This is a genomic window from Sphingomonas sp. GW821-FHT04B01 (assembly GCF_059420425.1).
Genome location: NZ_JBWKTR010000003.1, coordinates 339,385 through 364,129, shown reverse-complemented (window position 1 = coordinate 364,129; position 24,745 = coordinate 339,385). Strand labels below are relative to the sequence as shown.

The window sequence follows — 24,745 nt, the reverse complement described above, 5'->3', positions numbered from 1 at the left end:
TCCCGTAACGGGCGGGGACACGGACATATGCAGGGACAGCAACCGGGCGGGTGGATCAGCTATGCGATCCCGCTCGTGGTCGTCGCGGTGGTGATGGCGATCCGCTGGAAGCGGATGAGCCGGGTGCGGCCGCTCAAGCTCGAACATCTGTGGATCCTGCCCGCTTTCTATGCGGTGGTGATCGGCTTCACCTTCACGCGCTTTCCGCCGCATGGCTGGGGTTGGGCCTTCTGCCTCGTCGCTTTGGCACTGGGGGCGGCGCTCGGCTGGCAGCGCGGCAAGATGATGCGGATCACGCTCGATCCGGAGACGCACCGGCTCGGCCAGACCTCGTCGCCGGCGGCGTTGCTGTTCATCGTGCTGCTGATCGTCGTGCGCAGCAGCGCGCGCGGCGCATTGAGCTATGCGGGGCCGGCGGGGCTCGATCCGATGGCGATCACCGACGTGCTGATGGCGCTGGCGCTAGGGCTGTTCAGCGCGCAGCGGCTGGAGATGTATCTCCGCGGCAAGCGGATGTTGGCGGCCGGCCCGGTCGTGACTCCGTAGCGCTTCCCACGTCGCGCCGATCACGGTTCGCGGCCAGTGCGTGAGGGGGGTGACGCGCCGAAGCGCTTTGGCTAGGCGTCCACGCCATGAAGCACGCTCTTTCCGTCACGCGCGACGCCGACTTCGCCGCCTGGTATCAATCCGTCATCGCCGAGGCCGATCTCGCCGAGGAATCGGGCGTGCGCGGCTGTATGGTCATCCGCCCCTGGGGCTATGGCATCTGGGAGCGGATCCAGCGGCTGCTCGACGACCGGATCAAGGCGACCGGCCATGAGAATTGCTATTTCCCGCTGTTCATCCCGCTCTCCTATTTCGAGAAGGAGGCGGAGCACGTCGAGGGTTTCGCCAAGGAGATGGCGGTCGTCACCCACCATCGGCTGATCCCCGACGGCAAGGGCGGGCTGATGCCCGATCCCGCCGCCAAGCTCGAGGAGCCTTTGGTGGTGCGGCCGACCTCGGAGACGGTGATCGGCACGGCGTTCGCGCGCTGGGTGCAGTCGTGGCGCGACCTGCCCGTGCTCATCAACCAATGGGCGAACGTCGTGCGCTGGGAGATGCGGACGCGCATGTTCCTGCGCACCAGCGAGTTCCTCTGGCAGGAGGGCCATACCGCCCACGCCACCGCCGACGAGGCGCGCGACGAGACGCGCAAGATGCTCGAAGTCTATCGCAGCTTCGCCGAGGACTGCCTCGCGCTGCCGGTGGTCGCCGGCGAGAAGCCAGAGAACGAGCGCTTCCCCGGTGCGGTCGCGACCTACAGCATCGAGGCGATGATGCAGGACGGCAAGGCGTTGCAGGCGGGGACCAGCCATTTCCTCGGCACCAATTTCGCGCACGCGCAGAACATCCGCTTCCAGAACGCCAGCGGCGAGCTGGAACTGGCCAATACGACGAGCTGGGGGGTCAGCACGCGGATGATCGGCGGCGTCATCATGGTGCATGGCGACGACGACGGGCTGCGCGTGCCGCCGCGGATCGCGCCGTGGCAGATCGTGATCGTGCCGATGCTGCGCGACCAGCCCGAGGACGAGGCGCTGATCGCTTATGCAAAGGACATCCAGTCGAACCTCGCCGGCCTGTCCGCGCTCGGCGAGCCGGTGCGCGCGCTGCTCGACCTCAAGCCGGCCAAGGCGGCGACCAAGCGCTGGGGCTGGGTGAAGAAGGGCGCGCCGATCGTCATCGAGATCGGCGGGCGCGACATGGCGGGCGGCAACGTCTCGGTGATCCGCCGCGACCGGCTGTATCGCGAGGACGGCAAGCTCGATAGCCAGGTGATGGCGCGCGGCGATTTCGAGGCGGAGGCGCCGGCGTTGCTCGCGGCGATCCAGCAGGCGCTGCACGACGAGGCGCGGGCGCGGATGCAGGCGGCGATCGTGCCGGCGGCGGATTTCGCCGCGGTCGAGGCGCATTTCGCCGAGGGCGTGAAGAATCCCGGCTGGGTCGAGGTGCAATGGGCGCGGCCGACCGGCGCGGCGCTCGACGCGGTGGTCGAGCGGCTGAAGGCGCTCAAGCTGACGATCCGCAACGCGCCGTCCGATGCGGCGGCGGCGGATGGCGCCTGCGTGTTCACCGGCGGACCTGCGGTGGAGCGGGTGCTGCTTGCGCGGAGCTATTGAGGCGTCTCGGTAAGTCGCTCAGCCCTCCTAAAGGAAGAGCGGGAGGATGAGGCTCGATCGGGCTCGTCCAAAAACTCGTCACCCCGGACTTGTTCCGGGGTCCACCGAGCCGCAAAAGGATGGTTTCCCCTCAAGCCGGTCTCCTCGCCGCGGCGTGGACCCCGGAACGAGTCCGGGGTGACGGAGTATGCTTGGCGAGCGGGGGAGCGGCATGCGACGGTGCGACGCACGGTCGTGAGACGTATCTGTAACGCGGACACCCCGGCCGCTGACTTTCAGGAAGGAGAGGTGTCCTCTTCGTACCGCCGGCCGACATGCGCCTCGCCGCGTGCCTCGGCGAGCAGCGCCTGGCGGTGCCGTTCGGCATAGCGGGCGCGATCCGTTTCGCTGCGCGCGGCGTGGCAGCGTGGGCAGCTGACGCCCTCTTCGAACAGCGGCGAGGCGCGGTCGGCCGGCGACACCGGCATCCGGCAGGCGCGGCACAGGCCGTGCGTTCCCGGCGTCAGGCCGTGACCGACCGCGACGCGTTCGTCGAAGACGAAACATTCGCCCTGCCAGCGGCTCTCTTCCGCGGGGACGTCCTCGAGATATTGCAGGATGCCGCCCTTGAGGTGGAAGACGTCCTCGACGCCCTCCGCCTTGAGGAAGGCGGTCGCCTTCTCGCAGCGGATGCCGCCGGTGCAGAACATCGCGACCTGCTTCGTGCCGGCGAGCAGTTCGCCGCGATGCGCGCGGAACCACGCCGGGAATTCGCGGAAGGTGCGCGTCTGCGGATCGACCGCGCCGGCGAAGCTGCCGACCGCCACCTCGTAATCGTTGCGCGTGTCGATCACCAGGGTCGCGGGATCGGCGATCAGCGCGTTCCATTCGGCCGGATCGACGTAATGGCCGGCGTCGAGCGGGTCGATCGCGGGTTCGCCCATCGTCACGATCTCGCGCTTCAGCCGCACCTTGGTGCGGTGGAAGGGCATCGCGTCGGCGCGCGCGTCCTTGACGTCGAGCGTCGCGCAGCCGGGCAGCGCGCGGATATGCGCCAGCACCGCGTCGACGCCCGCGTCGGGGCCGGCGATCGTGCCGTTGATCCCCTCGTGCGCGAGCAGCAACGTGCCGCGCACGCCGGCGGCCTCGCAGGCGGCGAGCAGCGGCGCCTGCAAGGCCGCGGGGTCGGGGAAGGGGGTGAAGCGGTAGAGCGCACAAACGCGGATCGGCGGCATGGCGCGCCTGTAGACCCTCCGGCGCGTCCGCGCAAAGTTGGGGCATGACGGCGGCGGGTGCAGTCCCTATCTCTGGTCTGTGAAAAACAAGACCAGACCCGGCCTGCCGACGCAGGCGCAGATCCTCCAGTTCATCGAAACCTCCGACGTTCCCGCCGGCAAGCGCGAGATCGCCAAGGCGTTCGGCTTGACCGCGCAGGAGAAGATCGCGCTGAAGGCGATGCTCAAGGACATGGCCGACGAGGGGCTGATCGACGGCGCCCCCGGCCGCGCCTTCCACAAGATGGGCGGCCTGCCCAAGGTCACGGTGCTGCGCGTCGCCGACGTCGACGACGGCGGCAACGTCTGGGCGGTGCCCGATCGCTGGGAGGCGGAAACGCCGCCGCCGCGGCTGCGCGTCCGCGAACGCAAGCGGGGCGCGCTGGGGATCGGCGAGCGCATCCTCGCGCGGACCGAGGAGGCCGGGAACGGCTGGATCGCGCATCCGATGAAGGTGCTCGCCAAGGCGTCCGAACAGGTGCTCGGCGTGCTGCGCCGCGAGGGGGAGCGGTTCTGGCTGACCGGGGTCGAGAAGAAGGACCGGCGCGAATTTCCCGTCTCCGACACCGGCGGCGCCGAGGCGGGCGATCTGGTGATGACGGAGATGACCGGCCGGCCGCCGCGGATCAGCGTGCGCGTCGTCCAGCGGCTGGGTGATCCGTTCGCGCCGCGCAGCTTCTCGCTGATCGCGATCCACAAGCTCGGCATCCCCGACGTGTTCAGCGGCGATACGCTCGACGAGGCGGCACGGGTGTCGCAGCAGCCGCTCGGCGACGATCGCGAGGACCTGACGCATCTGCCGATCGTCGCGATCGATCCGGCCGATGCGCGCGATCATGACGATGCGGTCTGGGCGGCGCCCGACGACGATCCCGCCAATGCCGGCGGCTGGCGGGCGGTGGTGGCGATCGCCGACGTCAGTTTCTACGTGCGCCCGGGCTCCGAGATCGATCGCGAGGCGCGGCGGCGCGGCAATTCGGTCTATTTCCCCGACCGCGTGGTGCCGATGCTGCCCGAGATCCTGTCCGCCGAAGTCTGTTCGCTCAAGGAGGGCGAGGATCGCGCGGCGCTGGTCTGCCTTTTGCAGGTCGGCAAGTCGGGCGCGCTCAAGAGCTGGCGCTTCACGCGCGCGCGGGTGCGGATCGCGGCGAACCTGGCGTATGAGGATGCGCAGGCGGTGATCGACGCCGGCGAGGGGCGGATGATCGACGTGCTGACGCCGCTCTGGGCCTGCTGGCGTGCGCTCGCCAAGGCGCGCGATGCGCGCGAGCCGCTCGACCTCGACCTGCCCGAGCGGCGGGTGGTGCTCGACGAGATGGGGCGGATCATGTCGGTGGCGCCGCGCGAACGGCTCGACGCGCACCGGCTGATCGAGGATTATATGATCGCCGCCAACGTCGCCGCCGCCAAGGCGCTGGAGGCGAAGAAGGCACCGGTGATGTATCGCGTCCACGAACCGCCGAGCCGCGAGAAGCTGGTCGCCCTCAAGGAGTATCTGGAGACGTTCGACGTACCGCTGGCGCTGGGGCAGGTGATCCGTCCGGCGACGTTCAACCACGTGCTCGACCGCGTCGGCGACGCCGATTTCCGGCCGCAGGTGATGGAACAGGTGCTGCGCACCCAGACGCAGGCCTATTACGCCCCGGCCAATCAGGGGCATTTCGGCCTGTCGCTCGGCTCCTATGCGCATTTCACCTCGCCGATCCGGCGCTATGCCGATCTGCTCGTCCACCGGTCTTTGGTGTCCGCCTATCGGCTCGGCGAGGGCGGGCTGGGCCAGACCGACGCGGCGGCGATGGACGTGATCGGCGAGACGATCAGCGGCCTCGAACGCCGCGCGATGGAGGCGGAGCGCGACACGATCGACCGCTATGTCGCAGCCTATCTCGCCGAGAAGGTCGGCGAGACGCTGTCGGCGCGGATCACCGGGGTGCAGAATTACGGCTTCTTCGCCACTGTCGAGGGGATCGGCGGCGACGGGTTGATGCCGGTACGCGATCTGGGCGGCGAATATTTTCGCTTCGACGAGGCGGCACGCAAATTGGTCGGTGAGCAGACTGGCGAGGAATATACGCTTGGCCAGCGCATCGACCTGCGGCTGGCGGAGGCGAATCCGGTGTCGGGCGCGCTGCGCTTCGAACTGCCCGGCGGCAAGGGCGCGGCACCCGGACCGCGACACGTCGGGTCGGGGCGCAAGGATCGCGTCATCAAGCATCGCGGCCGCCCGGCGAACGTCCGCCACCAGGGCAAGCGGCGATGAGCGGCCGGCTGACCCGCGTCGAGCCACGCGGCACGGTGCGCGACCGCTATCTGGTCCACGGCACGATCGCGCCACGCTTCGTCGAGGCGCGGGCGGTGACCGCGTCGGATGCGATCCCCTTCACCCCCGCCGCGGGCCGCGAGGCGAAGGCGTTCGCGGCGATGATCGCCGACGGGTCGATCCGCATGCCGGCGGCGGGGCGCTTCTATTTCGACATGGATGCCTACGAGGCCGCCGCGGCAGGCCGTAGGGCGCGGCGCGTGCCGGTGCTGCTGATCGTATCGCTGCTGATCGTCGTAGTCGCGTTGGTGTTCTACCGCGGATAATCGCCGACATCGTCAAGTTTCGGCGCTGAACTGTCCTGCGCGAACAAGACGATCGCACAATCGATTTGTCACTTCGTCTTTCGCTCCATAGTCTTCGTCTTTCGGCGCGGGCGGGGGGGAAGGTCGGGGGGGATGGCGGTCGGGATAGGATATCGGCTCGCCGGCGTGGCGCTATTGGCGACCGCCCCGGCCGTACAGGCGCAGGAGGCTGCGGCGCCGGCAGTCCAAAACGATACGCCGCAGGACATCGTCATCACCGGCGAACGGCTGCGCGGGTCGGTGATCGGCGATGCCGCGCCGGTCGCGGTGCTCGACGCGCAGGCGCTCAAGGCGCTGGGCGCGACGCGGATCGACGACATCTTCAAATTGCTCAAGCCGCTGACCACCTCCAACAGTGGCGCCGACCCGGTGTTCCTGCTCAACGGCCGGCGGATTTCGGGCTATGGCGAGTTGCGGACGCTGCCGCCCGAGGCGATCGAGCGGACCGAGATCCTGCCCGAGCAGGAATCGGCGCGGTTCGGCTTTCCGCCGACGGTGCGGGTGACCAACTTCATCACCAAGAAGCATTTCCGCTCGCTCGCGGTGGAGGAGGGCGCGGGTACCACCACCGATGGCGGCGCGAGCACCGCCGCGCTCGAACTCGGCTCGACGCGGCTCGACGATGCGCGCCGCACCTCGGTGACGATCAATTACGACCGGCAGGACCCCTTGTCCGGGGCGCGGCGGTCGACGGTGCCGGATGCGAGCAACCTGTTCGACCTGACCGGCAACGTCACCGGCATCGGCGGCGGTGCGATCGATCCGGCGCTAAATGCGCTGGCGGGCAGGGCGGTGACCGCGGCGGCGGTGCCGGGGGATCCCGCCGCGCGTGGCACGCTCGCCGGTTACGCCGCGGGGGTTCCCCGGGTCACCGATCTGGCGCCCTATCAGTCGCTCGCGAGCCGCGATCAGTTGCGGGTCGACGGCACGCAATCGGTGCCGATCGGCAAGACGGTGACCGCGTCGCTCAACCTGACGATGGAGGCGCAGCGCGGCGTCGGGCTGGCGGGCCTGCCGACCGCGGTGCTGCGGGTGCCCGCCGGCAATCCGGCGTCGCCCTTCGCCACCGACGTGCTGCTCTATCGCTATCTGCCGGAGGCGGGGACGCTGCGTCAGCGGACGCAGGCGCTTTCGCTCCATGCCGGCAGCACCGTGCAGGGCAGTCTGAAACGGTGGATCTGGACGGTGACCGGCAGCTACGATCGCGCGCGGACCACCGCCGCGGTCGATCGCGGCATCGCGACCGACGCGATCCAGGCGGCGATCGACGCCGGCGCCGATCCGTTCCAGCCGCTCGGCGCGAATGCCGTCGTCGACCGGCTGGTCAGCCGCAGCCGCACGGTGGTGCAGACGCTGGTCGGCAAGGCGACCGTGGTCGGGCCGCTGCTGGCGCTGCCCGCGGGCGATGCGCAGATGACGCTGACCGGCGATTTCGCCCGTTCGGCCAGCGGCGGCGTCGCGACCGACACGCCGGCGGCGCTGCTCGACCTGCGCCGGGTGACCAAGAGCGGCAGCGTCGCGCTCGACCTGCCGATCGCCTCGGCGAGCCGCGGCGTGCTCGATGCGATCGGGTCGCTTTCCGCCAACGCATCGCTCGGCGTGTCGGCGGTGTCCGATTACGGCAGCCTCGCGAGCCGCAATCTTGGCCTGATCTGGACGCCGGTCGCGCCGTTGCAGTTCACCGTCTCGACCAACGTCAGCCAGACGGCGCCCGATATCGCGTTGCTGACCAATCCGGTGGTCATCGTTCCCAATGCGCCGTTCTTCGATTTCGTCACCGGCACCAGCGGCCTCGTCGCGGTGACCGCGGGCGGCAATCCCGCGCTGGGGCCGGAGCGGCGGCAGGTCGATACCGCCGGGCTGGCGTGGCAACCGATCAAGGGCAAGGAGCTGCGCTTCAACCTCGACTATATCGCGACGCGGATCGACGGCCAGATCGGCTATCTCCAGGCGGTGACGGTGGCGCTGCAATCGGCGTTTCCGGACCGGTTCGTCCGCGATGCGGCCGGGCAATTGACCAGCGTCGACGTCCGCCCGGTCAATCTGGCGCGCGAGCGCGAACGCAAGATCCAGGGCAAGATGTCGCTCTGGACGATGATCGGCCCGGAGCCGAAACCGCTCGCCACGCCGCCGGCCAAGGACGCGCCGCCACCGCCGCCCCCCAAGCCGCGGCCGTCGCTCTATGCCTTCGTCACCATGACGGCACGGATCGACGACCGGCTGCTGGCGCAGCCCGGTCAGCCGACGCTCGATCTGCTCGACGGCCAATCGATCAGCGGCAATGGCGGCCGGCCACGTTACGAGGCGCAGGGATCGCTCGGTGGGTCCTACGGTCCGGCCCAGGGCGGTATCTTCGGCATGTGGCAGGCGCCGACGCGCGTCCGCAGCACGATCGCGGCATCGGACCTGCGCTTCTCGGCGCGGACCTTCCTCGCGCTCTACAGTACGATCGACGCGGAGAAGCTGACCAAGGCGACCTGGGCGAAGAGCCTCAGCTTCCAGCTCCAGGTAAACAACATTCTCAATGATCGGATCGCGGTGCGCGACCGCAACGGGGTGACGCCCTATCGCTTCCAGCCGGCGTTCCTCGATCCCTATGGCCGGATCGTGAAGCTGTCGGTGCGCAAGCTGTTCTGAAGCGGGCGTTGCGCCCTGTTCGCCAATCCGACGGTCGCGACACCCTACGAGCTCCACCAGTGCTCCCGCGTAGGCGGGAGACCAAGAGTCACGCACGCCATCAGACGTTGTTTCACTTGGTTCTGGGCTCCCGCCTGCGCGGGAGCACTGGGGGGGGCTCCGAGGTAATCAGGCGTTTCCTATCGGTCCCGGCGCTCGCCGGGCTAACGGCCGCCACGAAAAAGGGCGGCCCGTTGCCGGACCGCCCCTTTCGGAACCGTGGTTCGCGAACCGCTTAGCGCTTCGAGAACTGGAAGCTGCGGCGTGCCTTCGCACGGCCGTACTTCTTGCGCTCGACGGTACGGCTGTCGCGGGTCAGGAAGCCTGCCGCCTTGACCGGCGCACGCAGCACCGGCTCGAAGCGGGTCAGCGCCTGGCTGATGCCATGCTTGACCGCGCCGGCCTGGCCCGAGAGGCCGCCGCCCTTGACGGTGCAGATCACGTCATACTGACCTTCGCGCTCGGTGATGCCGAACACCTGGTTGATGACGAGACGCAGCGTCGGACGCGCGAAATAGACTTCCTGATCGCGACCGTTGATCGTGATCTTGCCCGAACCCGGCTTCAGCCAGACGCGGGCGACGGCGTCCTTGCGGCGGCCGGTCGCATAGGCGCGGCCATATTTGTCGAGGACCTGCTCGCGCAGCGGGGTGACCGGGAGCACCTGCGTCGGGGCGGCGGGCGCCTCACCGTCGGTGGTGATCGCGGGCGCGCCGGCGGCGGCCGGAGCGGGCTGCTGCGTCAGCGACGCGAGGTCGGAAAGCGACTGGCGATTGTCGGTCATTACGCGCCCACCTTGTTCTTGCGGTTCATGCCGCCAATGTCGAGAACGTCCGGGTTCTGAGCTTCGTGCGGATGCTCGCTGCCCTTGAAGATGCGCAGGTTGCGCATCTGCTCGCGACCGAGCGGACCGCGCGGGATCATGCGCTCGACGGCCTTTTCGAGAACGCGCTCCGGGAAGCGGCCGTCGAGGACCTTGGCGGCGGTGATGCCCTTGATGCCGCCGGCATAGCCGGTGTGCTTGTAATAGACCTTCTTCGCGGCCTTGTTGCCGGTGAAGCGGATCTTGTCGGCGTTGATGACGATGACGTTGTCACCGCAATCGACGTGCGGGGTGAACGACGTCTTGTGCTTGCCGCGCAGGACGTTGGCGATGATCGTCGCCGCGCGACCGACCACCAGGCCGTCGGCATCGACGATATGCCACTTCTTCTCCACCTCGTGCGGCTTGGCCGACTTGGTGGTCTTCATGAGCGCCTTCATGGCGTTGGACCTTCCAGTTTGAAACGATGCACGCCGCCCCGGAGGACGGCGTGATTGACCGCGCTACTGCTGGAAGTCCCCCCGAAAGTCAAGCAAAGCGCGGCTTTGCTGACGGGTAAAATAGTACCATGGGCTCGTTCAGGCGGTCTGGCGGCCGACCGCATGGGCGGCGAAGACGGTGGCGATCAGCAGCAGGGCGGCATTGGCCTGATGCGCGACGGCGAGGTCGATCTGGACGCCGCTGAGCAGCGTCGCGATGCCGAGCACGATCTGCAACGCGACCAGCGCGATCACCCACCAGCTCGCCTTCGCGCCGGTGCGCGTCGCGCGCACCGCCAGCCAGACCAGCCCGGCGGCGGTGACGAACGCCCACCAGCGGTGGATGAACTGCACGACCACCGGATTGTCGACCGCGTTCCGCCAGCCGGGATCGACCATCGGCACGTTGGCGGGGAACAGCGCATCGCCCATCAGCGGCCAGCTCGCGAAGGCATAGCCGGCGTCGAGCCCGGCGGTGAACGCGCCATAGAGGAGCTGGACGACGAGCAGCGCCAGCGCGGCGATCGCGACGCCGGTCAACCGCGCCGGATGGGCGAGGGGGCTGCGATGCAGCGCGCGCAGGTCGAGCGCGGTCCAGACGATGCCGGCGAGGATGGTGAGCGCGGTGAGCAGGTGGATCGCGAGCCGCACGTGGCTGACGTCGGTGCGCACCGACAGGCCGGAGGCGACCATCCACCAGCCGATCGCACCCTGGAAGCCGCCGAGCGCGAGCAGGGCGACCAGCCGCCAGCCGTAGCCGGCCGGGATCTGCTTGCGGATCGCGAACCACAGCAGCGGCGCCGCGAAGGCGAGGCCGATGATCCGGCCGAGCAGGCGATGCGCATATTCCCAGAAGAAGATGTGTTTGAAGCCGGTCAGCGTCATCCCCTGGTTGAACGCGGCATATTCGGGGATACGGCGATAGCCGGCGAATTCGGCCTGCCATTGCGCCTCGGTCAGCGGCGGGACGATGCCGCTGATCGGCTTCCACGAGGTGATCGACAGGCCCGATTCGGTGAGCCGGGTGATCCCGCCGACGACGACCATCGCGACGATGAGACCGGCGACGACGAACAGCCACCGCGCGACGCTGCGTGGCCGGGCACGCGAGAGGAAGGCGGCACTGGGCTGGAGCATGCCGCCGCCATACGCGCTTTGCGCGGGCGTCGCCAGCGCGTTGGGGGACGAGCCTCTTGATCAATGCGGCCGGACGCCGGATGTCGAGCCATGCTGCTCGCACTCGCGACGACCGCCAGAACCTTCCTCGTGCCGCATTGGCATCGATGGCATGAGCAATGGGGACCACCAATGCCCGCCACGGCCTCGCAGTGGACCTGCGTGCGATCGAGCCTGTTCCTCACCCGGGTGCTGGACCGATACGGGATTGCGGCGGTGCTTCGCAGCGGTCAGTCCGGTAATCGGGACACTGGCATCATAGACGCCTGTTACGGCCTGTTCGTTGCGGCTTGCTGGGAGAGCCATGCCTGGGTCGAGGCCGATGGGTTTATCGTCGATGTCACGGCTGATCAGTTCGGGGCGGCGCCGGTGATCGTGACGGCCGCGGGCGATGGCGTTTATCGGGCGGCCGAGGATGACGTTCACCTACTCCCGCCGACACCGGCTGCCCATGCTGCAGTCGAGGACATCTGGCCGATCTGGTGCCGCTACGCGGACCAGCAAGGCCTGCACGATGGGCTCCCGCCACTCCGTTCGTGCTGAGCCTGTCGAAGCGCGGTGGGACTCACCCGCCCTTCGACAGGCTCAGGGCTAACGGCTTCGATATTCAGGGACTGAAGGAAAATCTTCCACCGGCGGGAGGGCTATCGCATATGGACGCTCGTGCGAGCCGGTCGTCGTCCAAGTTTACCCCGTCACCCCGGACGTGTTCCGGGGTCCACCCTGCGGCGAGGAGAAAGGCTTGATTCGACACCGTTCCCCTGCGGCCCGGTAGACCCCGGAACGAGTCCGGGGTGACGATTTTGATAAGGAAAGCGATCGAACGATCGCCCTCACACCACCAATGGCGCGTGGTCGATGCGGGGGAGGACGTGGCGGGCGAACAGGTCGGCTTCGGCGGCATGCGGGTAGCCCGACAGGATGAAGGCATCGATCCCCGCGTCGCGATAGGCCGCCAGCTTGGCGAGCACCTGGTCGGGGTCGCCGACGATCGCCGCGCCGCAGCCCGATCGGGCGCGGCCGATGCCGGTCCACAGATTGGCCTCGGCATAGCCGTCCTGCCGCACCGCTTCCTCGCGCAGCTCGGCCTGGCGGCGGACGCCGGCCGATTGCGAATCGAGCGAGCGGGCGCGGATCGCCGCGCCGGTGTCGTCGTCGAGCTTCGACAGCAAGCGGTCGGCGGCGGCGCGCGCCTCCGCCTCGGTTTCGCGGACGACGACGTGGACGCGATAGCCGAAGCGCAGGGTGCGGCCATGCCGCTCGGCCCGCGCGCGGAGGTCGGCGACGATCGCGCGGACGCCGTCCATCGTGTCGGGCCACATCAGATAGACGTCGCAGCCCTGCGCCGCCGCCTCGCGCGCCGCCTCCGACAGGCCGCCGAAATAGAGCGGCGGGCAGCGGCCCGAGACCGTGCCGATCCGCGGCGGATCGATCCTGAGCTGCCAGAATTCGCCCTGATGATCGAGCGGCTTGCCGTCGAGCAGGGTGCGCAGGATGGTCATCGCCTCCAGCGTGCGGGCGTAGCGCGGGCCGCTCGCCAGCGTCTCGCCGGGCAGGTCGCTGGAGATGATGTTGATCGCCAGCCGCGCGAGCCCGCCGGCGCCGGCGCCGAGCATTTGGTCGATCGTCGCGATCTGGCGGGCGAGCTGCGGCGGCCAGCTTTCGCCGATCCGCACCGCCATCAGCATCCGCATCCGCCGGAGCAGCGGCGCCATCGCCGCGGCGAAGGCGGTGGTGTCGATGCCGAGCGCATAACCCGACGGCAGCAGCACGTTGTCGAAGCCGCCGCTCTCCGCCTGCAACACGATGTCGCGGCAATGGTCGAAGCTCGATTGCAGCCGGGGATCGGGGACGCCGAGGAATTCGTAATCGTCGTCGCACAAGGCCGAGAACCAGCTGATCTCGCAGGGGCCGCGCGCGGTCATGGCAGACGCTCCGCCATGCCGGCCTGCAACACGTCGTACCAGGCGGCGCGCGTCCATTCGACCTTATAGGCGTCGGCGGAGGCACGGATGCGCACCGGCGTCTGCGAACCGACGATCGGGATGATCCGCGCCGGATGCGCCATCGCCCAGGCGAGTGCGGTCGTCGCGGCGTCGACCCCGAACTGCGCGCCGTGCGCCGCCAGCACCTGTGCCGCGGGATGGCTGCCGTCGGCGAGCCGGCCGCCGCCGAGCGGCGACCAGGCGAGCACTGCCAGATCGTGCCGCATCGCCTGGTCGAGCGTGCCGTCGAACAGCGGCGCGACGTGCAGGGGCGAGAATTCGGGCTGGACGCTGACGATCGGCCGGCCGAGGAAAGCTTGCAGCGTATCGACTTCGGCAGGGCTGTGGTTGGAGACGCCGATCGCGCGGACCTTGCCGGCGTCGACCATCCGGTCGAGCGCCGCCGCTACCTCCTGCGGGTGGGTGAGCAGGTCGCGCCGGTGGATCTGGTAGAGATCGACGTGGTCGATCCGCATCCGCGCGAGCGAGTCGTCGAGCGCGGCGGCCAGATAGGGCGCGCTGCTGTTATAGGGAATGCCGGGGCGGATGCCGCTTTTGGTCGCGATCACCATCGTGTCGCGCAGGGCTGGCGCCTCGGCGAGCGCGCGGCCGAACAGCGTCTCGGCCGAGCCGAAGCCGGCGGGCTGGTCGGCGCCATAGATGTCGGCGGTGTCGAACAGGGTGATCCCAGCTTCGAGCGCGGCGTCGATCCGCGCCCGTACCGCGGCAAGGTCGTCTCCGGCCAGCCGCCACATGCCCCAGGCTATCGGCGAAACGAGGATATCGCTCTTGCCGAGCGGGCGGGGTTGGCTTGAAAGGCGCAGCGTCGTCATGACCGGCGACATGGCATAGGGAGGCAAGCGATGGTAGCCGCGATCAGATACGCCGTGGTCGGCACGGGGATGATGGGCGTCGAGCATCTGCGCAACATCGCGCTCGTTCCCGGCGCGGAGGTGGTGGCGATCGTCGATCCGGTGGCGACCTCGCTCGGCTGGGCGCGCGACGCGCTCGGCGAACACGCCGCCGGTGTCGCCGCCTATGACGATGTCGCCGCCTTCGCGCGCGAGGCGGTGGTCGACGCGATCGTCGTCGCCGCGCCCAATCACACCCACCGCGCGGTGCTGGAGCCGTTGTTCGGCATGGATGCGGCGATCCTGTGCGAGAAGCCGCTGGCGACGACGATCGCCGACGCGCGCTGGATCGTCGCGCAGGCGGCGGGACGCGCGCGGCCGTTCTGGACGGGGATGGAATATCGCTTCATGCCGCCGGCCGCCGCATTCATCGACCAGATCCATGCCGGCCGCGTCGGCCGGCTGCACATGCTGTCGATCCGCGAGCACCGCTTTCCCTTCCTGCCCAAGGTCGGCGACTGGAACCGCTTCGCGCGCAACACCGGCGGCACGATGGTCGAGAAATGCTGCCATTTCTTCGACCTGATGCGGCTGATCGTCGGCGCGGAGGCGGTGCGCGTCCATTGTTCGGGCGCGATGGACGTCAACCATCGCGACGAACGTTATGCCGGCGAGGCCCCCGACATCATCGACAACAGCTTCACGACTGTCGATTTCGCCAATGGCGTGCGTGCGATGCTCGATCTGTCGATGTTCGCGGACGGCGCCGAGCATCAGGAAGAGATGAGCGCGACGGGCGATGCCGCGCGTCTCGACGTGCTGATCCCGCCGGGCGAGCTGGTGTTCTCGCCGCGCGTCGGCTTCGGCAACCCGAAGCGGGTCGAGCGGACGCGGGTTGCGGTCGACCCGACCGCGCGCGCCGCCGGATCGCACGAGGGCGCGACCTATTACCAGCATCTCGCCTTCGCCGCGGCGGTGCGCGGTGAGGGGCCGGTGCTGGTCAGCGCCGAGGACGGCCTGCGCGCGGTCGCGATCGGCACCGCGGCGGAGATCAGCGCGCGCGAGCAACGCGTGGTGGAGATGGCCGAGATCGCGTGACGGGAGACGGGCATGACGTGGTTCGATCGGTTCGGATGTTCGGTGCCGCTGATCCAGGCGCCGATGGCGGGAGTGTCGACGCCGGCACTGGCCGCGGCGGTGTGCGAGGCGGGGGCGATGGGCTCGATCGGCGTCGGCGCGACCGATGCCGCGGGCGCGCGCGCGATGATCGCGGCGGTGCGGGCAGCGACCGGGCGGCCGTTCAACGTCAATCTGTTCGTCCATCGCACGCCGCGGGCCGATCCGGCGCGCGAGGCGGCGTGGCTGGCGGCGCTCGCGCCGTTGTTCGCCGAATTCGGGGCGACGCCGCCGGCGACGCTGCGGACGATCTATCGCAGCTTCGCCGACGATCCCGGGATGCTGGCGATGCTGCTGGAGGTGGCGCCGCCGGTGGTCAGTTTCCACTTCGGCCTGCCTTCGCCGGAGGCGATCGGCGCATTGCGGGGGCGGGAGATCGTGCTGCTCGCGACCGCGACCAGCCTCGCCGAGGCGCGGGCGATCGAGACGGCGGGGATCGACGGCGTCGTCGCACAGGGGATCGAGGCCGGCGGGCATCGCGGCATCTTCGACCCCGCGGCGCCCGACGACGAACTTGGCGCGGTCGCGCTGACCCGGCTGCTGGTGCGCGAGACGCGTCTGCCGGTGATCGCGGCGGGCGGGATCATGGACGGCGCCGGGATCGCCGCGGCGCTCGATCTCGGTGCGGTCGCGGCGCAACTCGGGACTGCGTTCGTCGGCTGCCCGGAGTCGGCGGCGGACGACGCCTATCGGGCGGCATTGGCGGGGCCGGGGGCCTATCATACGCGGATGACCGCGGCGGTCTCGGGGCGGCCGGCGCGGGCGCTGGCCAATCGCTTCACCGCGCTCGTCACCGATCGGCGGCCGCCCGATTACCCCATCGCCTATGATGCCGGAAAGGCGTTGCACGCCGCGGCGCGGGCGGGGGGCGAGCACGGCTTCGGCGCGCAATGGGCCGGGCAGGGGGCGCCGCTGGCACGGCCGATGCCGGCGGCGGCGCTGGTCGCCACGCTGCGGGCAGAATTGCAGGCGTGCCGGGCGGGTTATGCCGCCACGGCGTGATCCGCGGCGAGCCCTTCCTCGACGATCGCGATGAAATGGCGGCAGGGCAATGTGGCGGACTGGCGGTGGTGGATCAGCCACATGTCGGTGCGCGCCTGCGGGTCGAGCAGCGGCAGATAGGTGAGGCCGGTCGACTGCAAGGCGCACAGCGACGCGGCGACGATCGTCACGCCGACCCCCGCGGCGACGAGGCCGAGCAGGGTCGAGGCTTCGCCGACGCGCTGCGCGACCACCGGCTCGCCGCCGCCCTCGCGGATCATCGCGAAGATACGGTCGCTGAAACAGCCGCTGCGGTCACGCCCGTAGACGACCATCGGCTCACCGGCGATATCCGCCAGCCGCAGCGCACTGCGCGTCGCGAGCGGATGATCGGCGCGCATCGCGACGAACAGCCCCTCGCTGAGCAGCCGCGTCGCGGCGACCCCCTCGGGCAGCGCAGGCGGCCCGAAGTGGCGTACGAAGCCGATGTCGAGCGCGCGGCTCTCCACCGCGGTGATCTGGTCGGGCGCGCCCATCTCGGTCAGCGACAATTGCACGTCGGGATAGGTGCGGCGGTAGGCGTTGATCGCCAGCGCGACCGGCGGGATGAACGGTGCCGACGGATTGAAGCCGATGCTCAGCGCGCCGATGTCGCCCCGCGCCGCCCGGCGGGCGATCTCCACCGCGCGATCGGCCTGGCGGATCGTCTCGCGCGCGGCGTCGAGGAACAATGTGCCCGCGGGGGTCAGCGCGACGCGGCGGCTGGTCCGTTCGAACAATCGCACGCCGATCTCTTCCTCGAGCTGGCGGATCTGTTGGCTGAGCGGCGGCTGCGAGATGCCGAGCCGCGTCGCCGCCCGCGCGAAATGCAAATCGGAGGCGACCTGGATGAAATATCGGAGATGGCGAAGTTCCATGATCCATATCTACTACGTCTCGATCCGGCGTAAACCGATATTGGACAAGCGCATGGTTAACCACGCAATCGCTGCGGTGCAGCAAGGGTTGCGCTGCGGTTCGAAGCCGATGGAGCAGGTCGTGTCCCACGCTGCGTTGAGAATGCCCGCCGCCCCGGCGCAGGGTCGGCCATGATCGGTCTCGTCCGCACCGCGCTGGCTCGCCCGCTGACCTTCGTGGTGATGGCGATCGTGATCGGCATCGTCGGCGTGCTCGCCGCGCTGCGTACCCCGGTCGACATCTTCCCGGACATCCGCGTGCCGGTGATCGCCACCGCGTGGCAATATAGCGGCCTGTCGCCGGACGAGATGTCGGGACGGATCATCACCCCGTTCGAACGCGTGCTGACCACCACGGTCAACGGCATCGATCATATCGAAAGCCAGTCGCTGCCCGGCATCGGCGTGGTGAAGATCTATTTCCAGCCCGGCGCCGACATCCGCACCGCCACCGCGCAGGTGACCTCGGTCTCGCAGACCGTGCTCAAGCAGCTCCCGCCCGGCATCACCCCGCCTCTGGTGCTCAACTACAGCGCCTCGACCGTGCCGATCGTCCAGCTCGCTCTGTCCGGCAAGGGCCTGTCGGAGGGGCAGATGTTCGATCTGGCCAGCAACCAGATCCGCCCCGGCCTGGTGACGGTGCCGGGCGCGGCGATCCCCTATCCCTCGGGCGGGCGGCAGCGGCAGATCCAGATCGACCTCGATCCGCAGGCGTTGCAGTCGAAGGGCCTGTCGGCGCAGGACGTCGGCAATGCCATCGCCGCGCAGAACCAGATCAACCCGGCTGGCTTCGCCAAGATCGGCGGCTTCCAATATGCGGTGCGGCTCAACAACGCGCCGGGCAGCGTCGAGGAACTGAACAATTTGCCGATCAAGGTCGTCGGCGGCGCGACCATCTACATGCGCGACGTCGCGCACGTCCGCGACGGCTCCGCGCCGCAGACCAACGTCGTCCACGTCGATGGCGCACGCTCCGTCATCATGACCGTGCTGAAGAACGGCGCGACCTCGACGCTGGCGATCGTGCAGGGGATCAAGGACGCGCTGCCCAAGCTGGAGGAGACGCTGCCGCCCGGGCTCAAGATCGTGCCGATCGGCGACCAGTCGTTGTTCGTGAAGGCGGCGGTGGAGGGCGTGGTCAAGGAAGGCGCGATCGCCGCCGCGCTGACCAGCCTGATGATCCTGCTGTTCCTCGGCTCGTGGCGCTCGACCGTCATCATCGCGATCTCGATCCCGCTGGCGATCCTCGCCGCGATCATCGGCCTGGCGATCACCGGCAATACGCTCAACACGATGACGTTGGGCGGCCTCAGCCTCGCGGTCGGCATCCTCGTCGACGATGCGACGGTGACGATCGAGAACATCAACTGGCATCTCGAACAGGGCAAGCCGGTGCGGACCGCGATCCTCGACGGCGCCGCGCAGATCGTCACGCCCGCCTTCGTCTCCCTGCTGTGCATCTGTATCGTCTTCGTGCCGATGTTCTTCCTGCCGGGGGTCGCCGGCTTCCTGTTCGTGCCGCTGGCGCTGGCGGTGGTGTTCGCGATGATCGCCAGCTTCATCCTGTCGCGCACCTTGGTGCCGACGATGGCGATGTACCTGCTGCGCCCGCACGGCAGCGGCGACGACCACGACCAGCATAGCGCCGGCACGCCGGCATCGCGCAATCCGCTGGTCCGCTTCCAGCGTGGGTTCGAGGCGCGGTTCGAGGCGATCCGCACGCGCTACGGCGGGCTGCTCGAACGCGCATTGGCGACGCCGCGGCCGTTCGTGATCGGCTTCCTCGCGGTGACCTTGCTGTCGTTCCTGCTGGTGCCGTTCCTCGGCCAGAACTTCTTCCCGGCGGTCGATGCCGGACAGATGGCGCTGCACGTCCGCGCGCCGGTCGGCAGCCGTATCGAGGGCACGTCGGCGCAGTTCGACCGGATCGCGCGCCGCATCCGCCAGATCATTCCGGCGAACGAACTCGTCTCGGTGGTCGACAACATCGGCCTGCCGGTCAGCTCGATCAACACGACCTACAACAACTCCGGCACGGTCGGGCCGCAGGACGGCGACATATTGATCCAGCTCGCCGAGGATCACGCGCCGACCGCCGATTACGTCCGCACACTGCGCGAGCAACTGCCGCGCGACTTCCCCGGCGCGACCTTTTCGTTCCTGCCCGCCGACATCACCAGCCAGATCCTCAACTTCGGCGCGCCCGCACCGATCGATATCCAGGTGGCGGGCAAGGATGCGGCGGCCAATGCCGCTTATGCGCGGCTGATCCTGCGCCGCATCCAGGCGATCCCCGGCGTCGCGGACGCGCGCATCCAGCAATCGGCGCGCTATCCGCAGCTCGACGTCGCGGTCGATCGCAGCCGCATCGGCCAATACGGCTTGACCGAGCGCGACGTCACCACCAGCGTCGCCAATTCGCTCGCCGGCACGTCGCAGACCGCGCCGGTGTTCTTCCTCAACCCGGAAAACGGCGTGTCCTATCCGGTCGTCGCGCAGGCGCCGGAATATCGCGTCGGCTCGATCGACGATCTGTCGAACATCCCGGTGTCGGGCACCGCGGGGCCGGCGCAGGTGCTCGGCGGGCTGGGCACGATCCGGCGCAGCACCGCCGCGGCGGTGATCTCGCATTACAATATCGCGCCGGTCGTCGACATCTTCGCGACCCCCAACGACCGCGATCTCGGCGCGGTGTCGGGCGATATCAACGCGGTCCTTGCCGCGCTGAAGGATCAGGCGCCCAAGGGCGCGACCGTCACGCTGCGCGGCCAATATGCGACGATGAACAGCGCCTTCTCCGGCCTCGGCTTCGGGCTGATCGGCGCGGTGCTGCTGATCTACCTGCTGATCGTCGTCAATTTCCAGAGCTGGCTCGACCCCTTCGTGATCATCACCGCGCTGCCCGGCGCGCTTGCCGGGATCGTGTGGATGCTGTTCGTCACGGGCACGACGCTGTCGGTGCCGGCGCTGACCGGCGCGATCATGTGCATGGGCGTCGCCACCGCCAATGCGATCCTCGTCGTCAGCTTCGCGCGCGAACGGCTCGCAGAGCTGGGCGATGCGACCGCGGCGGCGCTGGAGGCGGGAATGACCCGCTTCCGCCCGGTGCTGATGACCGCGCTGGCGATGATCATCGGCATGCTGCCGATGGCGCTGGGACTGGGCGAGGGCGGCGAGCAGAATGCGCCGCTCGGCCGCGCGGTGATCGGCGGGCTGGTCGTCGCGACCTTCGCCACCTTGTTGTTCGTACCCGTCATCTTCAGCCTCGTGCACCGCCGCCGCGCCGCGGCCGCCGCACCCGAGGCAAATCGTCTGGAGGAAGTCCATGGCTGAGCAGGAGGCCGTGCAGCGCGCCGGCAAGCCGCTGCGCCCGATCGTGATCGGCGCGGCGTTGCTCGCGGTCGGCGTCGCCGGGGCCGGCATCGCGATCCGGTCGCGCGCCGAGCATCGGCTCGCGAGCTGGACCGACGCGCAATCGACGCCGGCGGTCACCGTGCTGCATCCGGCAGCGACGACGACGCAGGGCAATCTGTCGCTGCCGGCGGCGTTGCAGGCGCTCAACAGCGCGCCGATCTTCGCGCGCACCAGCGGCTACGTCCGGCGCTGGTACGTCGATATCGGCGATCCCGTGCGGGCGGGGCAGGTGCTCGCGGTACTCGACGCGCCGGAGGTCGACCAGCAGCTCGCCGCGGCGCGCGCCAATCTGCAAACCGCGCAGGCCAATCGCCAGCTCGCCGCCTCCACCGCGACGCGCTGGCGGACGATGCTCGCCGAGGATGCGGTCTCGAAACAGGAGACCGACGAGAAGATCGGCGATCTCGCCGCCAAGACCGCGGTCGCCGAGGCGGCGCGCGCCGACGTGTCGCGGCTGCGCTTCACCCAGGGGTTCACGCGGCTGGTCGCGCCCTTCGCCGGGGTGGTGACGAGCCGCGCCACCGATGTCGGCGCCTTGGTCACCGCCGGCACCGCGGGATCGACGCCGCTGTTCACCGTCGCCGACGTCAGCCGCATCCGCGCCTATGTCCGCGTGCCGCAGAGCTATTCGGCGCAGGTCCATCGCGGCCAGCACGTCACGCTGGCGCTGCCCGAATATCCCGGCCGCCGCTTCGACGCCGAGCTGACGCGCACCGCGGATGCGGTCGATCCCGCGTCGGGGACGGTGCTGGTCGAGGTTCAGGCGGCCAATCCCGATCGCGCGCTCAAGCCCGGCGCCTATGCGCAGGCGAGCTTCCCGCTGGCGAGCGGCGGCAATGCGCTGACGCTGCCGGCGAGCGCGCTGATCATCGGCCAGAAAGGCACGCAGGTCGCGGTCGTCGGTGCCGACCGTCGCGCGCATCTGCGCACGATCACGATCGGTCAGGATCGTGGCGCGACGGTCGAGGTCAGCGCCGGGCTGGATCGCGGCGACGACGTGATCGACAACCCGCCCGATTCGCTCGCCGAGGGTGATCCGGTACGCGTGACGGGGACAGCCAAGGCGCCGGTCGATGCCAAACACTAAAAGCCTGCTCGCCACCGTCGCCGCGCTGGCGATGGCCGCCTGTTCGACCGCGCCCGACTATCGCCGGCCGACCGCGGCGACGCCGCCCGCATTCAAGGAAGCGGCGGGCTGGCAGACGGCGGGCACCGCGGTGCCGCCCGCGGGCAAATGGTGGCAGGCGTTCGGCGATGCGACGCTCGACGGCCTCGAAGAGCAGGTCGCGGGGGGCAATTTCGATCTCGCCGCCGCCACGGCGCGCTACGAACAGGCGCGCGGGCTGGTCCGTCAGGCCCGGTCCGATCTGTATCCCGAAATCGGCGTCGGCGCGTCGGCGGGCCGCCAGCGCGTCTCGGCGGGGCGGCCGCTGTCGCCGAACGATTCCGCCGCGACCTATACGGTGGCGACGGTCGGCCCCTCGCTCGATTACGAGGTCGATCTGTTCGGCCGGGTGCGCAATTCGATCCGCGCCAGCACCGCCGCCGCGCAGGCGAGCGAGGCCGATGTCGCCGGGCTACGGCTCGGCCTGCAGGCGCAGCTCGCCACTGCTTATTTCGACATGCGCGGGCTCGACGCGCGGATCGTGCTGCTGCGCGAGACGGTGACCGCGTTCGAGCGCGCCTTCCGCCTCACCGACACGCGCCACACCGGCGGCATCGCCTCGGGCATCGACGTCAGCCGCGCGCAGAGCCAATTGTCGAGCGCACGGGCCGAATTGTCGTCGGTGGCGATCGCCCGCCAGCGCGACGAGCATGCGATCGCCGTCCTGATCGGCCGCCCGCCCGCCGAGGTGACGATCGCGGTGGTCGACCGCCAGCTCGCACCGCCGGCGATCCCCGCCGGCCTGCCCTCGACGTTGGTCGAGCGCCGCCCCGATATCGCCGCGGCCGAACGCCGCGTCGCCGCCGCCAATGCGCGGATCGGCGTCGCCCGCGCGGCGCTGTTCCCGTCGCTGACGCTCGGCGCGTCGGGCGGCTTCCAGGCGGCTACCGGCGCCTTGTTCAGCGCCTCCAACACCTTCTGGGCGCTCGGCCCGGTGTCGGCGGCGCTGGCGGTGTTCGACGGCGGCCGGCGGCGGGCGGGCGTCCGCATCGCCCGCGCCGACTATGACGAGACCGTCGCGACCTATCGCCAGACCGTGCTCGATGCGTTCCGCGAGGTCGAGGACGACCTGTCCGCACAGCGGCTGCTCGCCGCGCAGGAGAAGGATCAGCATGTCGCGGCCGACGCGGCGGCGCGCACCCGCGATCTCGCGCTGACGCGCTATCGCGACGGTGCCGCGGACTATCTCGACGTCGTCACCGCGCAGACCGCCGCGCTCGACGCGCAGCGCGCGCTGCTCGACCTGCGCAGCCGCCAGTTGCAGACCGCGACCGACACGATCCGCGCGCTGGGCGGCGCATATTGACCCGGACCGACCGACCTATCGCTCCGCCCCATCGCCCCGGCGCTCCGTTGCACTCGCATCGCGGATCGCCTTGAACTCCGAACCGGGCCGCCATGCCGGCCAGGCATTGCCGCTGGCGAGATCGAACCCGATGCGGCGGAGCAGATCGACATCCGCCGCCGCGCCGTCGAGCCGCCAGTCCGGCGACCAGGCATCGCAGGTCTGGTGGTAACAGCGCATATAGCCGCCGAGCCAGCGCTGGCCCGCCGCCCGCCCGCCGGTGACGAGGTCGGGCGCGCCGCTGATTGCCATCAGCAGCAACGTCGGCACGCCGCGCCGCGCCAGCGAAAAATGGTCGGCGCGGTAGAACAGGCCGCGCTCGGGCAGCGCCTCCGGCGTGACCGTCCGCCCCTGCGCCCCGGCCGCCGCGGCGAGTTGGTCCTCGAGTGCGTTCTGGCCGGCGCCGACCAGCAGCACGTCGCGCGCCGGGCCGGCGGTCTGGAGGATGTCGAGCGTCAGATTGGCGACCGTTTTGGCGGCGGGATAGACCGGATGCGTGGCATAGGTCTCCGAGCCGAGCAGTCCGCGTTCCTCGCCGGTCCACAATGCGAAGACCTGCGTCCGCGCGGGGCGGGGGGCCTTCGCCGCGGCGCGGGCGATCGCCAGCACGCCGGCGGTGCCGAGCGCATCGTCGTTCGCACCCGGTCGCACCCGCCGGCCGGCGTCATCGGGTGCGCCGATGCCATAGGCATCCCAATGCGCGCCATAGATGATCGTCTCGTCGGGACGCGTCCGGCCGGTCAGCTTGGCGATTACGTTGCGGCTCTCCGCGCGCGTCACGGTGACGGGCAGATCGGCGGAAAAGCCCGCGCCCTGCAATGCGACCGGCCGGAAGTCCGCGCGCCGCGCCGCCTTGCGCAATTGCGCGAGGTCGAGGCCGGCGGCGGCGAACAACCGCGTCGCCGCGCCGCCCTCGATCCAGCCCTGTAGCCCGATCCGCGGCGCGGCCGGATCGGCGACGTCGTAATTCTCGCCCCCGGGGGCGGTGACCGTCGCCCAGCCATAGCCCGCGCCGGGCGTGTCGTGGATGATCAGCGCGCCGACCGCGCCACGCCGCGCCGCCTCCTCAAACTTGTAGGTCCAGCGGCCATAATAGGTCATGCGGCGATCGCCGAAACGGCCGGCGGCCCCGTCGCCGGCGGTCGCCTCGAAATCGGGATCGTTGATCAGGAAGACCGCGACCTTGCCCTTAAGGTCGACGCCCTTGAAATCGTCCCACTGCCGTTCGGGCGCGGAGACGCCGTAGCCGACGAAGACCAGCGGCGCCCTGGCGATCGTCGCGCGCGTCGCGGGGCGGACGGTGGACAGATAGACGTCGCGGCCCATGATCCAGGCGGTGCCGTTCGCCGACACCGCACCGGCGCCCAATTGCGTGCGGATCAGCGGCACCGGCTGTGTCCAGCTGCCGGCGGGGCCACCCGGTTCGAGCCCGGCCGCCTTGAATTGGTCGATCAGCCAGGCGACGGTCTTGGATTCGCCGGGCGTTCCTGGCGCGCGTCCCTCGAAGCCATCCGATGCGAGGACCTTGACGTCGGCGGAGAGCCGGTCCGCCGGGATCTGCACGGGGGCGGTGGTCGCGGCGAGCAGCGGCAATGCGGCAAGCACAGCAATGGGAGGGGTCATGACGGGCCGATCCTGAATTTGGGTGCGTAAGGGTATGGCAGCCGGCGTCGGGCCG

The 24,745-nt window shown here is 69.8% G+C and carries 20 protein-coding genes; 12 read left to right on the top strand and 8 right to left on the bottom strand.

Going from position 1 to position 24,745, the window contains the following annotated elements:
- Nucleotides 1-27: 27 nt before the first annotated feature.
- A complete protein-coding gene (locus AC07UH_RS10515; RefSeq protein WP_495179869.1) occupies nucleotides 28-546 on the top strand; it encodes a CcdC protein domain-containing protein in 519 nt (172 codons plus the stop codon).
- An 86-nt stretch (nucleotides 547-632) separates the two neighbouring features.
- Nucleotides 633-2,162, top strand: a complete 1,530-nt coding sequence (gene proS / locus AC07UH_RS10510; protein WP_495179870.1) for a proline--tRNA ligase — start codon at nucleotides 633-635, stop codon at nucleotides 2,160-2,162.
- Nucleotides 2,163-2,437: 275 nt separating this feature from the next.
- Here proS and trhO read toward each other — a convergent pair whose 3' ends face one another.
- Nucleotides 2,438-3,376, bottom strand: coding sequence for an oxygen-dependent tRNA uridine(34) hydroxylase TrhO (gene trhO / locus AC07UH_RS10505; protein ID WP_495179871.1), 939 nt, complete (start codon nucleotides 3,374-3,376; stop codon nucleotides 2,438-2,440).
- 79 nt (nucleotides 3,377-3,455) lie between these two features.
- Here trhO and AC07UH_RS10500 point away from each other — a divergent pair, with 79 nt between their 5' ends.
- The 3 genes from AC07UH_RS10500 (at nucleotide 3,456) to AC07UH_RS10490 (ending at nucleotide 8,677) form a co-directional block, all read left to right on the top strand.
- Nucleotides 3,456-5,675, top strand: a complete 2,220-nt coding sequence (locus tag AC07UH_RS10500) for a ribonuclease R family protein (protein ID WP_495179872.1) — start codon at nucleotides 3,456-3,458, stop codon at nucleotides 5,673-5,675.
- Complete coding sequence (locus AC07UH_RS10495; protein ID WP_137896908.1) at nucleotides 5,672-6,001, top strand: hypothetical protein; 330 nt, start codon at nucleotides 5,672-5,674, stop codon at nucleotides 5,999-6,001. The genes AC07UH_RS10500 and AC07UH_RS10495 overlap by 4 nt, the downstream gene beginning before the upstream one ends.
- 132 nt (nucleotides 6,002-6,133) lie before the next feature.
- Nucleotides 6,134-8,677 carry a TonB-dependent receptor domain-containing protein gene (locus tag AC07UH_RS10490; protein ID WP_495179873.1) on the top strand — a complete coding sequence of 848 codons (2,544 nt, stop codon included), beginning with the start codon at nucleotides 6,134-6,136 and terminating at the stop codon, nucleotides 8,675-8,677.
- Nucleotides 8,678-8,951: 274 nt separating this feature from the next.
- Here AC07UH_RS10490 and rpsI read toward each other — a convergent pair whose 3' ends face one another.
- The 3 genes from rpsI to AC07UH_RS10475 all read right to left on the bottom strand — a co-directional run bounded on the left by rpsI (nucleotide 8,952) and on the right by AC07UH_RS10475 (nucleotide 11,155).
- The gene (rpsI, locus tag AC07UH_RS10485) at nucleotides 8,952-9,500 is read right to left on the bottom strand and encodes a 30S ribosomal protein S9 (RefSeq protein WP_038660557.1); all 549 of its coding nucleotides are present in this window, start codon (nucleotides 9,498-9,500) and stop codon (nucleotides 8,952-8,954) included.
- Complete coding sequence (rplM, locus tag AC07UH_RS10480; protein ID WP_038660554.1) at nucleotides 9,500-9,979, bottom strand: 50S ribosomal protein L13; 480 nt, start codon at nucleotides 9,977-9,979, stop codon at nucleotides 9,500-9,502. The genes rpsI and rplM overlap by 1 nt, the downstream gene beginning before the upstream one ends.
- A gap of 138 nt (nucleotides 9,980-10,117) precedes the next feature.
- Complete coding sequence (locus tag AC07UH_RS10475) at nucleotides 10,118-11,155, bottom strand: COX15/CtaA family protein (protein ID WP_495179874.1); 1,038 nt, start codon at nucleotides 11,153-11,155, stop codon at nucleotides 10,118-10,120.
- A gap of 90 nt (nucleotides 11,156-11,245) precedes the next feature.
- On the opposite strand from AC07UH_RS10475, the gene AC07UH_RS10470 reads away from it, so the two are divergent.
- Entirely contained in the window at nucleotides 11,246-11,737 is a 492-nt protein-coding gene (locus AC07UH_RS10470; protein WP_495179875.1) for a hypothetical protein, read from the top strand.
- A 290-nt stretch (nucleotides 11,738-12,027) separates the two neighbouring features.
- Here the strand turns inward: AC07UH_RS10470 and AC07UH_RS10465 are convergent, their stop codons facing one another.
- Both AC07UH_RS10465 and AC07UH_RS10460 read right to left on the bottom strand, forming a co-directional pair.
- Nucleotides 12,028-13,119 (bottom strand): LLM class flavin-dependent oxidoreductase, encoded by a 1,092-nt coding sequence (locus AC07UH_RS10465; RefSeq protein WP_038660549.1) that lies wholly within the window; start codon nucleotides 13,117-13,119, stop codon nucleotides 12,028-12,030.
- Nucleotides 13,116-14,012 carry an aldo/keto reductase gene (locus tag AC07UH_RS10460; protein WP_495179876.1) on the bottom strand — a complete coding sequence of 299 codons (897 nt, stop codon included), beginning with the start codon at nucleotides 14,010-14,012 and terminating at the stop codon, nucleotides 13,116-13,118. The genes AC07UH_RS10465 and AC07UH_RS10460 overlap by 4 nt, the downstream gene beginning before the upstream one ends.
- A gap of 30 nt (nucleotides 14,013-14,042) precedes the next feature.
- Here AC07UH_RS10460 and AC07UH_RS10455 point away from each other — a divergent pair, with 30 nt between their 5' ends.
- Both AC07UH_RS10455 and AC07UH_RS10450 read left to right on the top strand, forming a co-directional pair.
- The gene (locus AC07UH_RS10455; protein ID WP_495179877.1) at nucleotides 14,043-15,128 is read left to right on the top strand and encodes a Gfo/Idh/MocA family protein; all 1,086 of its coding nucleotides are present in this window, start codon (nucleotides 14,043-14,045) and stop codon (nucleotides 15,126-15,128) included.
- A 12-nt stretch (nucleotides 15,129-15,140) separates the two neighbouring features.
- On the top strand, nucleotides 15,141-16,208 hold the full coding sequence (locus AC07UH_RS10450; RefSeq protein ID WP_495179878.1) for an NAD(P)H-dependent flavin oxidoreductase: 1,068 nt from the start codon (nucleotides 15,141-15,143) through the stop codon (nucleotides 16,206-16,208).
- Here AC07UH_RS10450 and AC07UH_RS10445 read toward each other — a convergent pair.
- Nucleotides 16,190-17,104 carry a LysR substrate-binding domain-containing protein gene (locus AC07UH_RS10445; protein WP_038660543.1) on the bottom strand — a complete coding sequence of 305 codons (915 nt, stop codon included), beginning with the start codon at nucleotides 17,102-17,104 and terminating at the stop codon, nucleotides 16,190-16,192. The genes AC07UH_RS10450 and AC07UH_RS10445 overlap by 19 nt on opposite strands.
- On the opposite strand from AC07UH_RS10445, the gene AC07UH_RS10440 reads away from it, so the two are divergent.
- Genes AC07UH_RS10440 through AC07UH_RS10425 form a run of 4 tightly spaced genes read left to right on the top strand, consistent with a single transcriptional unit; the run spans nucleotide 17,103 to nucleotide 23,028 of the window.
- Nucleotides 17,103-17,279 (top strand): hypothetical protein, encoded by a 177-nt coding sequence (locus tag AC07UH_RS10440; RefSeq protein ID WP_495179879.1) that lies wholly within the window; start codon nucleotides 17,103-17,105, stop codon nucleotides 17,277-17,279. The two genes, AC07UH_RS10445 and AC07UH_RS10440, sit on opposite strands and share 2 nt — an antisense overlap.
- Complete coding sequence (locus AC07UH_RS10435; RefSeq protein ID WP_495179880.1) at nucleotides 17,276-20,476, top strand: efflux RND transporter permease subunit; 3,201 nt, start codon at nucleotides 17,276-17,278, stop codon at nucleotides 20,474-20,476. Before AC07UH_RS10440 ends, AC07UH_RS10435 begins: the two co-directional genes overlap by 4 nt.
- On the top strand, nucleotides 20,469-21,644 hold the full coding sequence (locus tag AC07UH_RS10430) for an efflux RND transporter periplasmic adaptor subunit (RefSeq protein ID WP_495179881.1): 1,176 nt from the start codon (nucleotides 20,469-20,471) through the stop codon (nucleotides 21,642-21,644). Before AC07UH_RS10435 ends, AC07UH_RS10430 begins: the two co-directional genes overlap by 8 nt.
- Nucleotides 21,631-23,028, top strand: coding sequence for an efflux transporter outer membrane subunit (locus tag AC07UH_RS10425; RefSeq protein ID WP_495179882.1), 1,398 nt, complete (start codon nucleotides 21,631-21,633; stop codon nucleotides 23,026-23,028). The genes AC07UH_RS10430 and AC07UH_RS10425 overlap by 14 nt, the downstream gene beginning before the upstream one ends.
- Before the next feature lie 15 nt (nucleotides 23,029-23,043).
- Here the strand turns inward: AC07UH_RS10425 and AC07UH_RS10420 are convergent, their stop codons facing one another.
- Nucleotides 23,044-24,690, bottom strand: coding sequence for a M28 family peptidase (locus AC07UH_RS10420; RefSeq protein ID WP_495179883.1), 1,647 nt, complete (start codon nucleotides 24,688-24,690; stop codon nucleotides 23,044-23,046).
- Nucleotides 24,691-24,745 lie beyond the last annotated feature (55 nt).

Excerpts from the sequence above, each read along its gene's own strand:
- AC07UH_RS10440 (WP_495179879.1), top strand. The coding sequence starts at position 17,103 with ATGATCCATATCTACTACGTCTCGATCCGGCGTAAACCGATATTGGAC.
- rplM (WP_038660554.1), bottom strand. The coding sequence starts at position 9,979 with ATGAAGGCGCTCATGAAGACCACCAAGTCGGCCAAGCCGCACGAGGTG.
- AC07UH_RS10425 (WP_495179882.1), top strand. The coding sequence starts at position 21,631 with ATGCCAAACACTAAAAGCCTGCTCGCCACCGTCGCCGCGCTGGCGATG.
- AC07UH_RS10420 (WP_495179883.1), bottom strand. The coding sequence starts at position 24,690 with ATGACCCCTCCCATTGCTGTGCTTGCCGCATTGCCGCTGCTCGCCGCG.
- proS (WP_495179870.1), top strand. The coding sequence starts at position 633 with ATGAAGCACGCTCTTTCCGTCACGCGCGACGCCGACTTCGCCGCCTGG.
- AC07UH_RS10490 (WP_495179873.1), top strand. The coding sequence starts at position 6,134 with ATGGCGGTCGGGATAGGATATCGGCTCGCCGGCGTGGCGCTATTGGCG.
- AC07UH_RS10445 (WP_038660543.1), bottom strand. The coding sequence starts at position 17,104 with ATGGAACTTCGCCATCTCCGATATTTCATCCAGGTCGCCTCCGATTTG.
- AC07UH_RS10515 (WP_495179869.1), top strand. The coding sequence starts at position 28 with ATGCAGGGACAGCAACCGGGCGGGTGGATCAGCTATGCGATCCCGCTC.
- rpsI (WP_038660557.1), bottom strand. The coding sequence starts at position 9,500 with ATGACCGACAATCGCCAGTCGCTTTCCGACCTCGCGTCGCTGACGCAG.
- trhO (WP_495179871.1), bottom strand. The coding sequence starts at position 3,376 with ATGCCGCCGATCCGCGTTTGTGCGCTCTACCGCTTCACCCCCTTCCCC.
- AC07UH_RS10465 (WP_038660549.1), bottom strand. The coding sequence starts at position 13,119 with ATGACCGCGCGCGGCCCCTGCGAGATCAGCTGGTTCTCGGCCTTGTGC.
- AC07UH_RS10460 (WP_495179876.1), bottom strand. The coding sequence starts at position 14,012 with ATGACGACGCTGCGCCTTTCAAGCCAACCCCGCCCGCTCGGCAAGAGC.
- AC07UH_RS10435 (WP_495179880.1), top strand. The coding sequence starts at position 17,276 with ATGATCGGTCTCGTCCGCACCGCGCTGGCTCGCCCGCTGACCTTCGTG.
- AC07UH_RS10470 (WP_495179875.1), top strand. The coding sequence starts at position 11,246 with ATGCTGCTCGCACTCGCGACGACCGCCAGAACCTTCCTCGTGCCGCAT.
- AC07UH_RS10495 (WP_137896908.1), top strand. The coding sequence starts at position 5,672 with ATGAGCGGCCGGCTGACCCGCGTCGAGCCACGCGGCACGGTGCGCGAC.
- AC07UH_RS10455 (WP_495179877.1), top strand. The coding sequence starts at position 14,043 with ATGGTAGCCGCGATCAGATACGCCGTGGTCGGCACGGGGATGATGGGC.
- AC07UH_RS10450 (WP_495179878.1), top strand. The coding sequence starts at position 15,141 with ATGACGTGGTTCGATCGGTTCGGATGTTCGGTGCCGCTGATCCAGGCG.
- AC07UH_RS10475 (WP_495179874.1), bottom strand. The coding sequence starts at position 11,155 with ATGCTCCAGCCCAGTGCCGCCTTCCTCTCGCGTGCCCGGCCACGCAGC.
- AC07UH_RS10430 (WP_495179881.1), top strand. The coding sequence starts at position 20,469 with ATGGCTGAGCAGGAGGCCGTGCAGCGCGCCGGCAAGCCGCTGCGCCCG.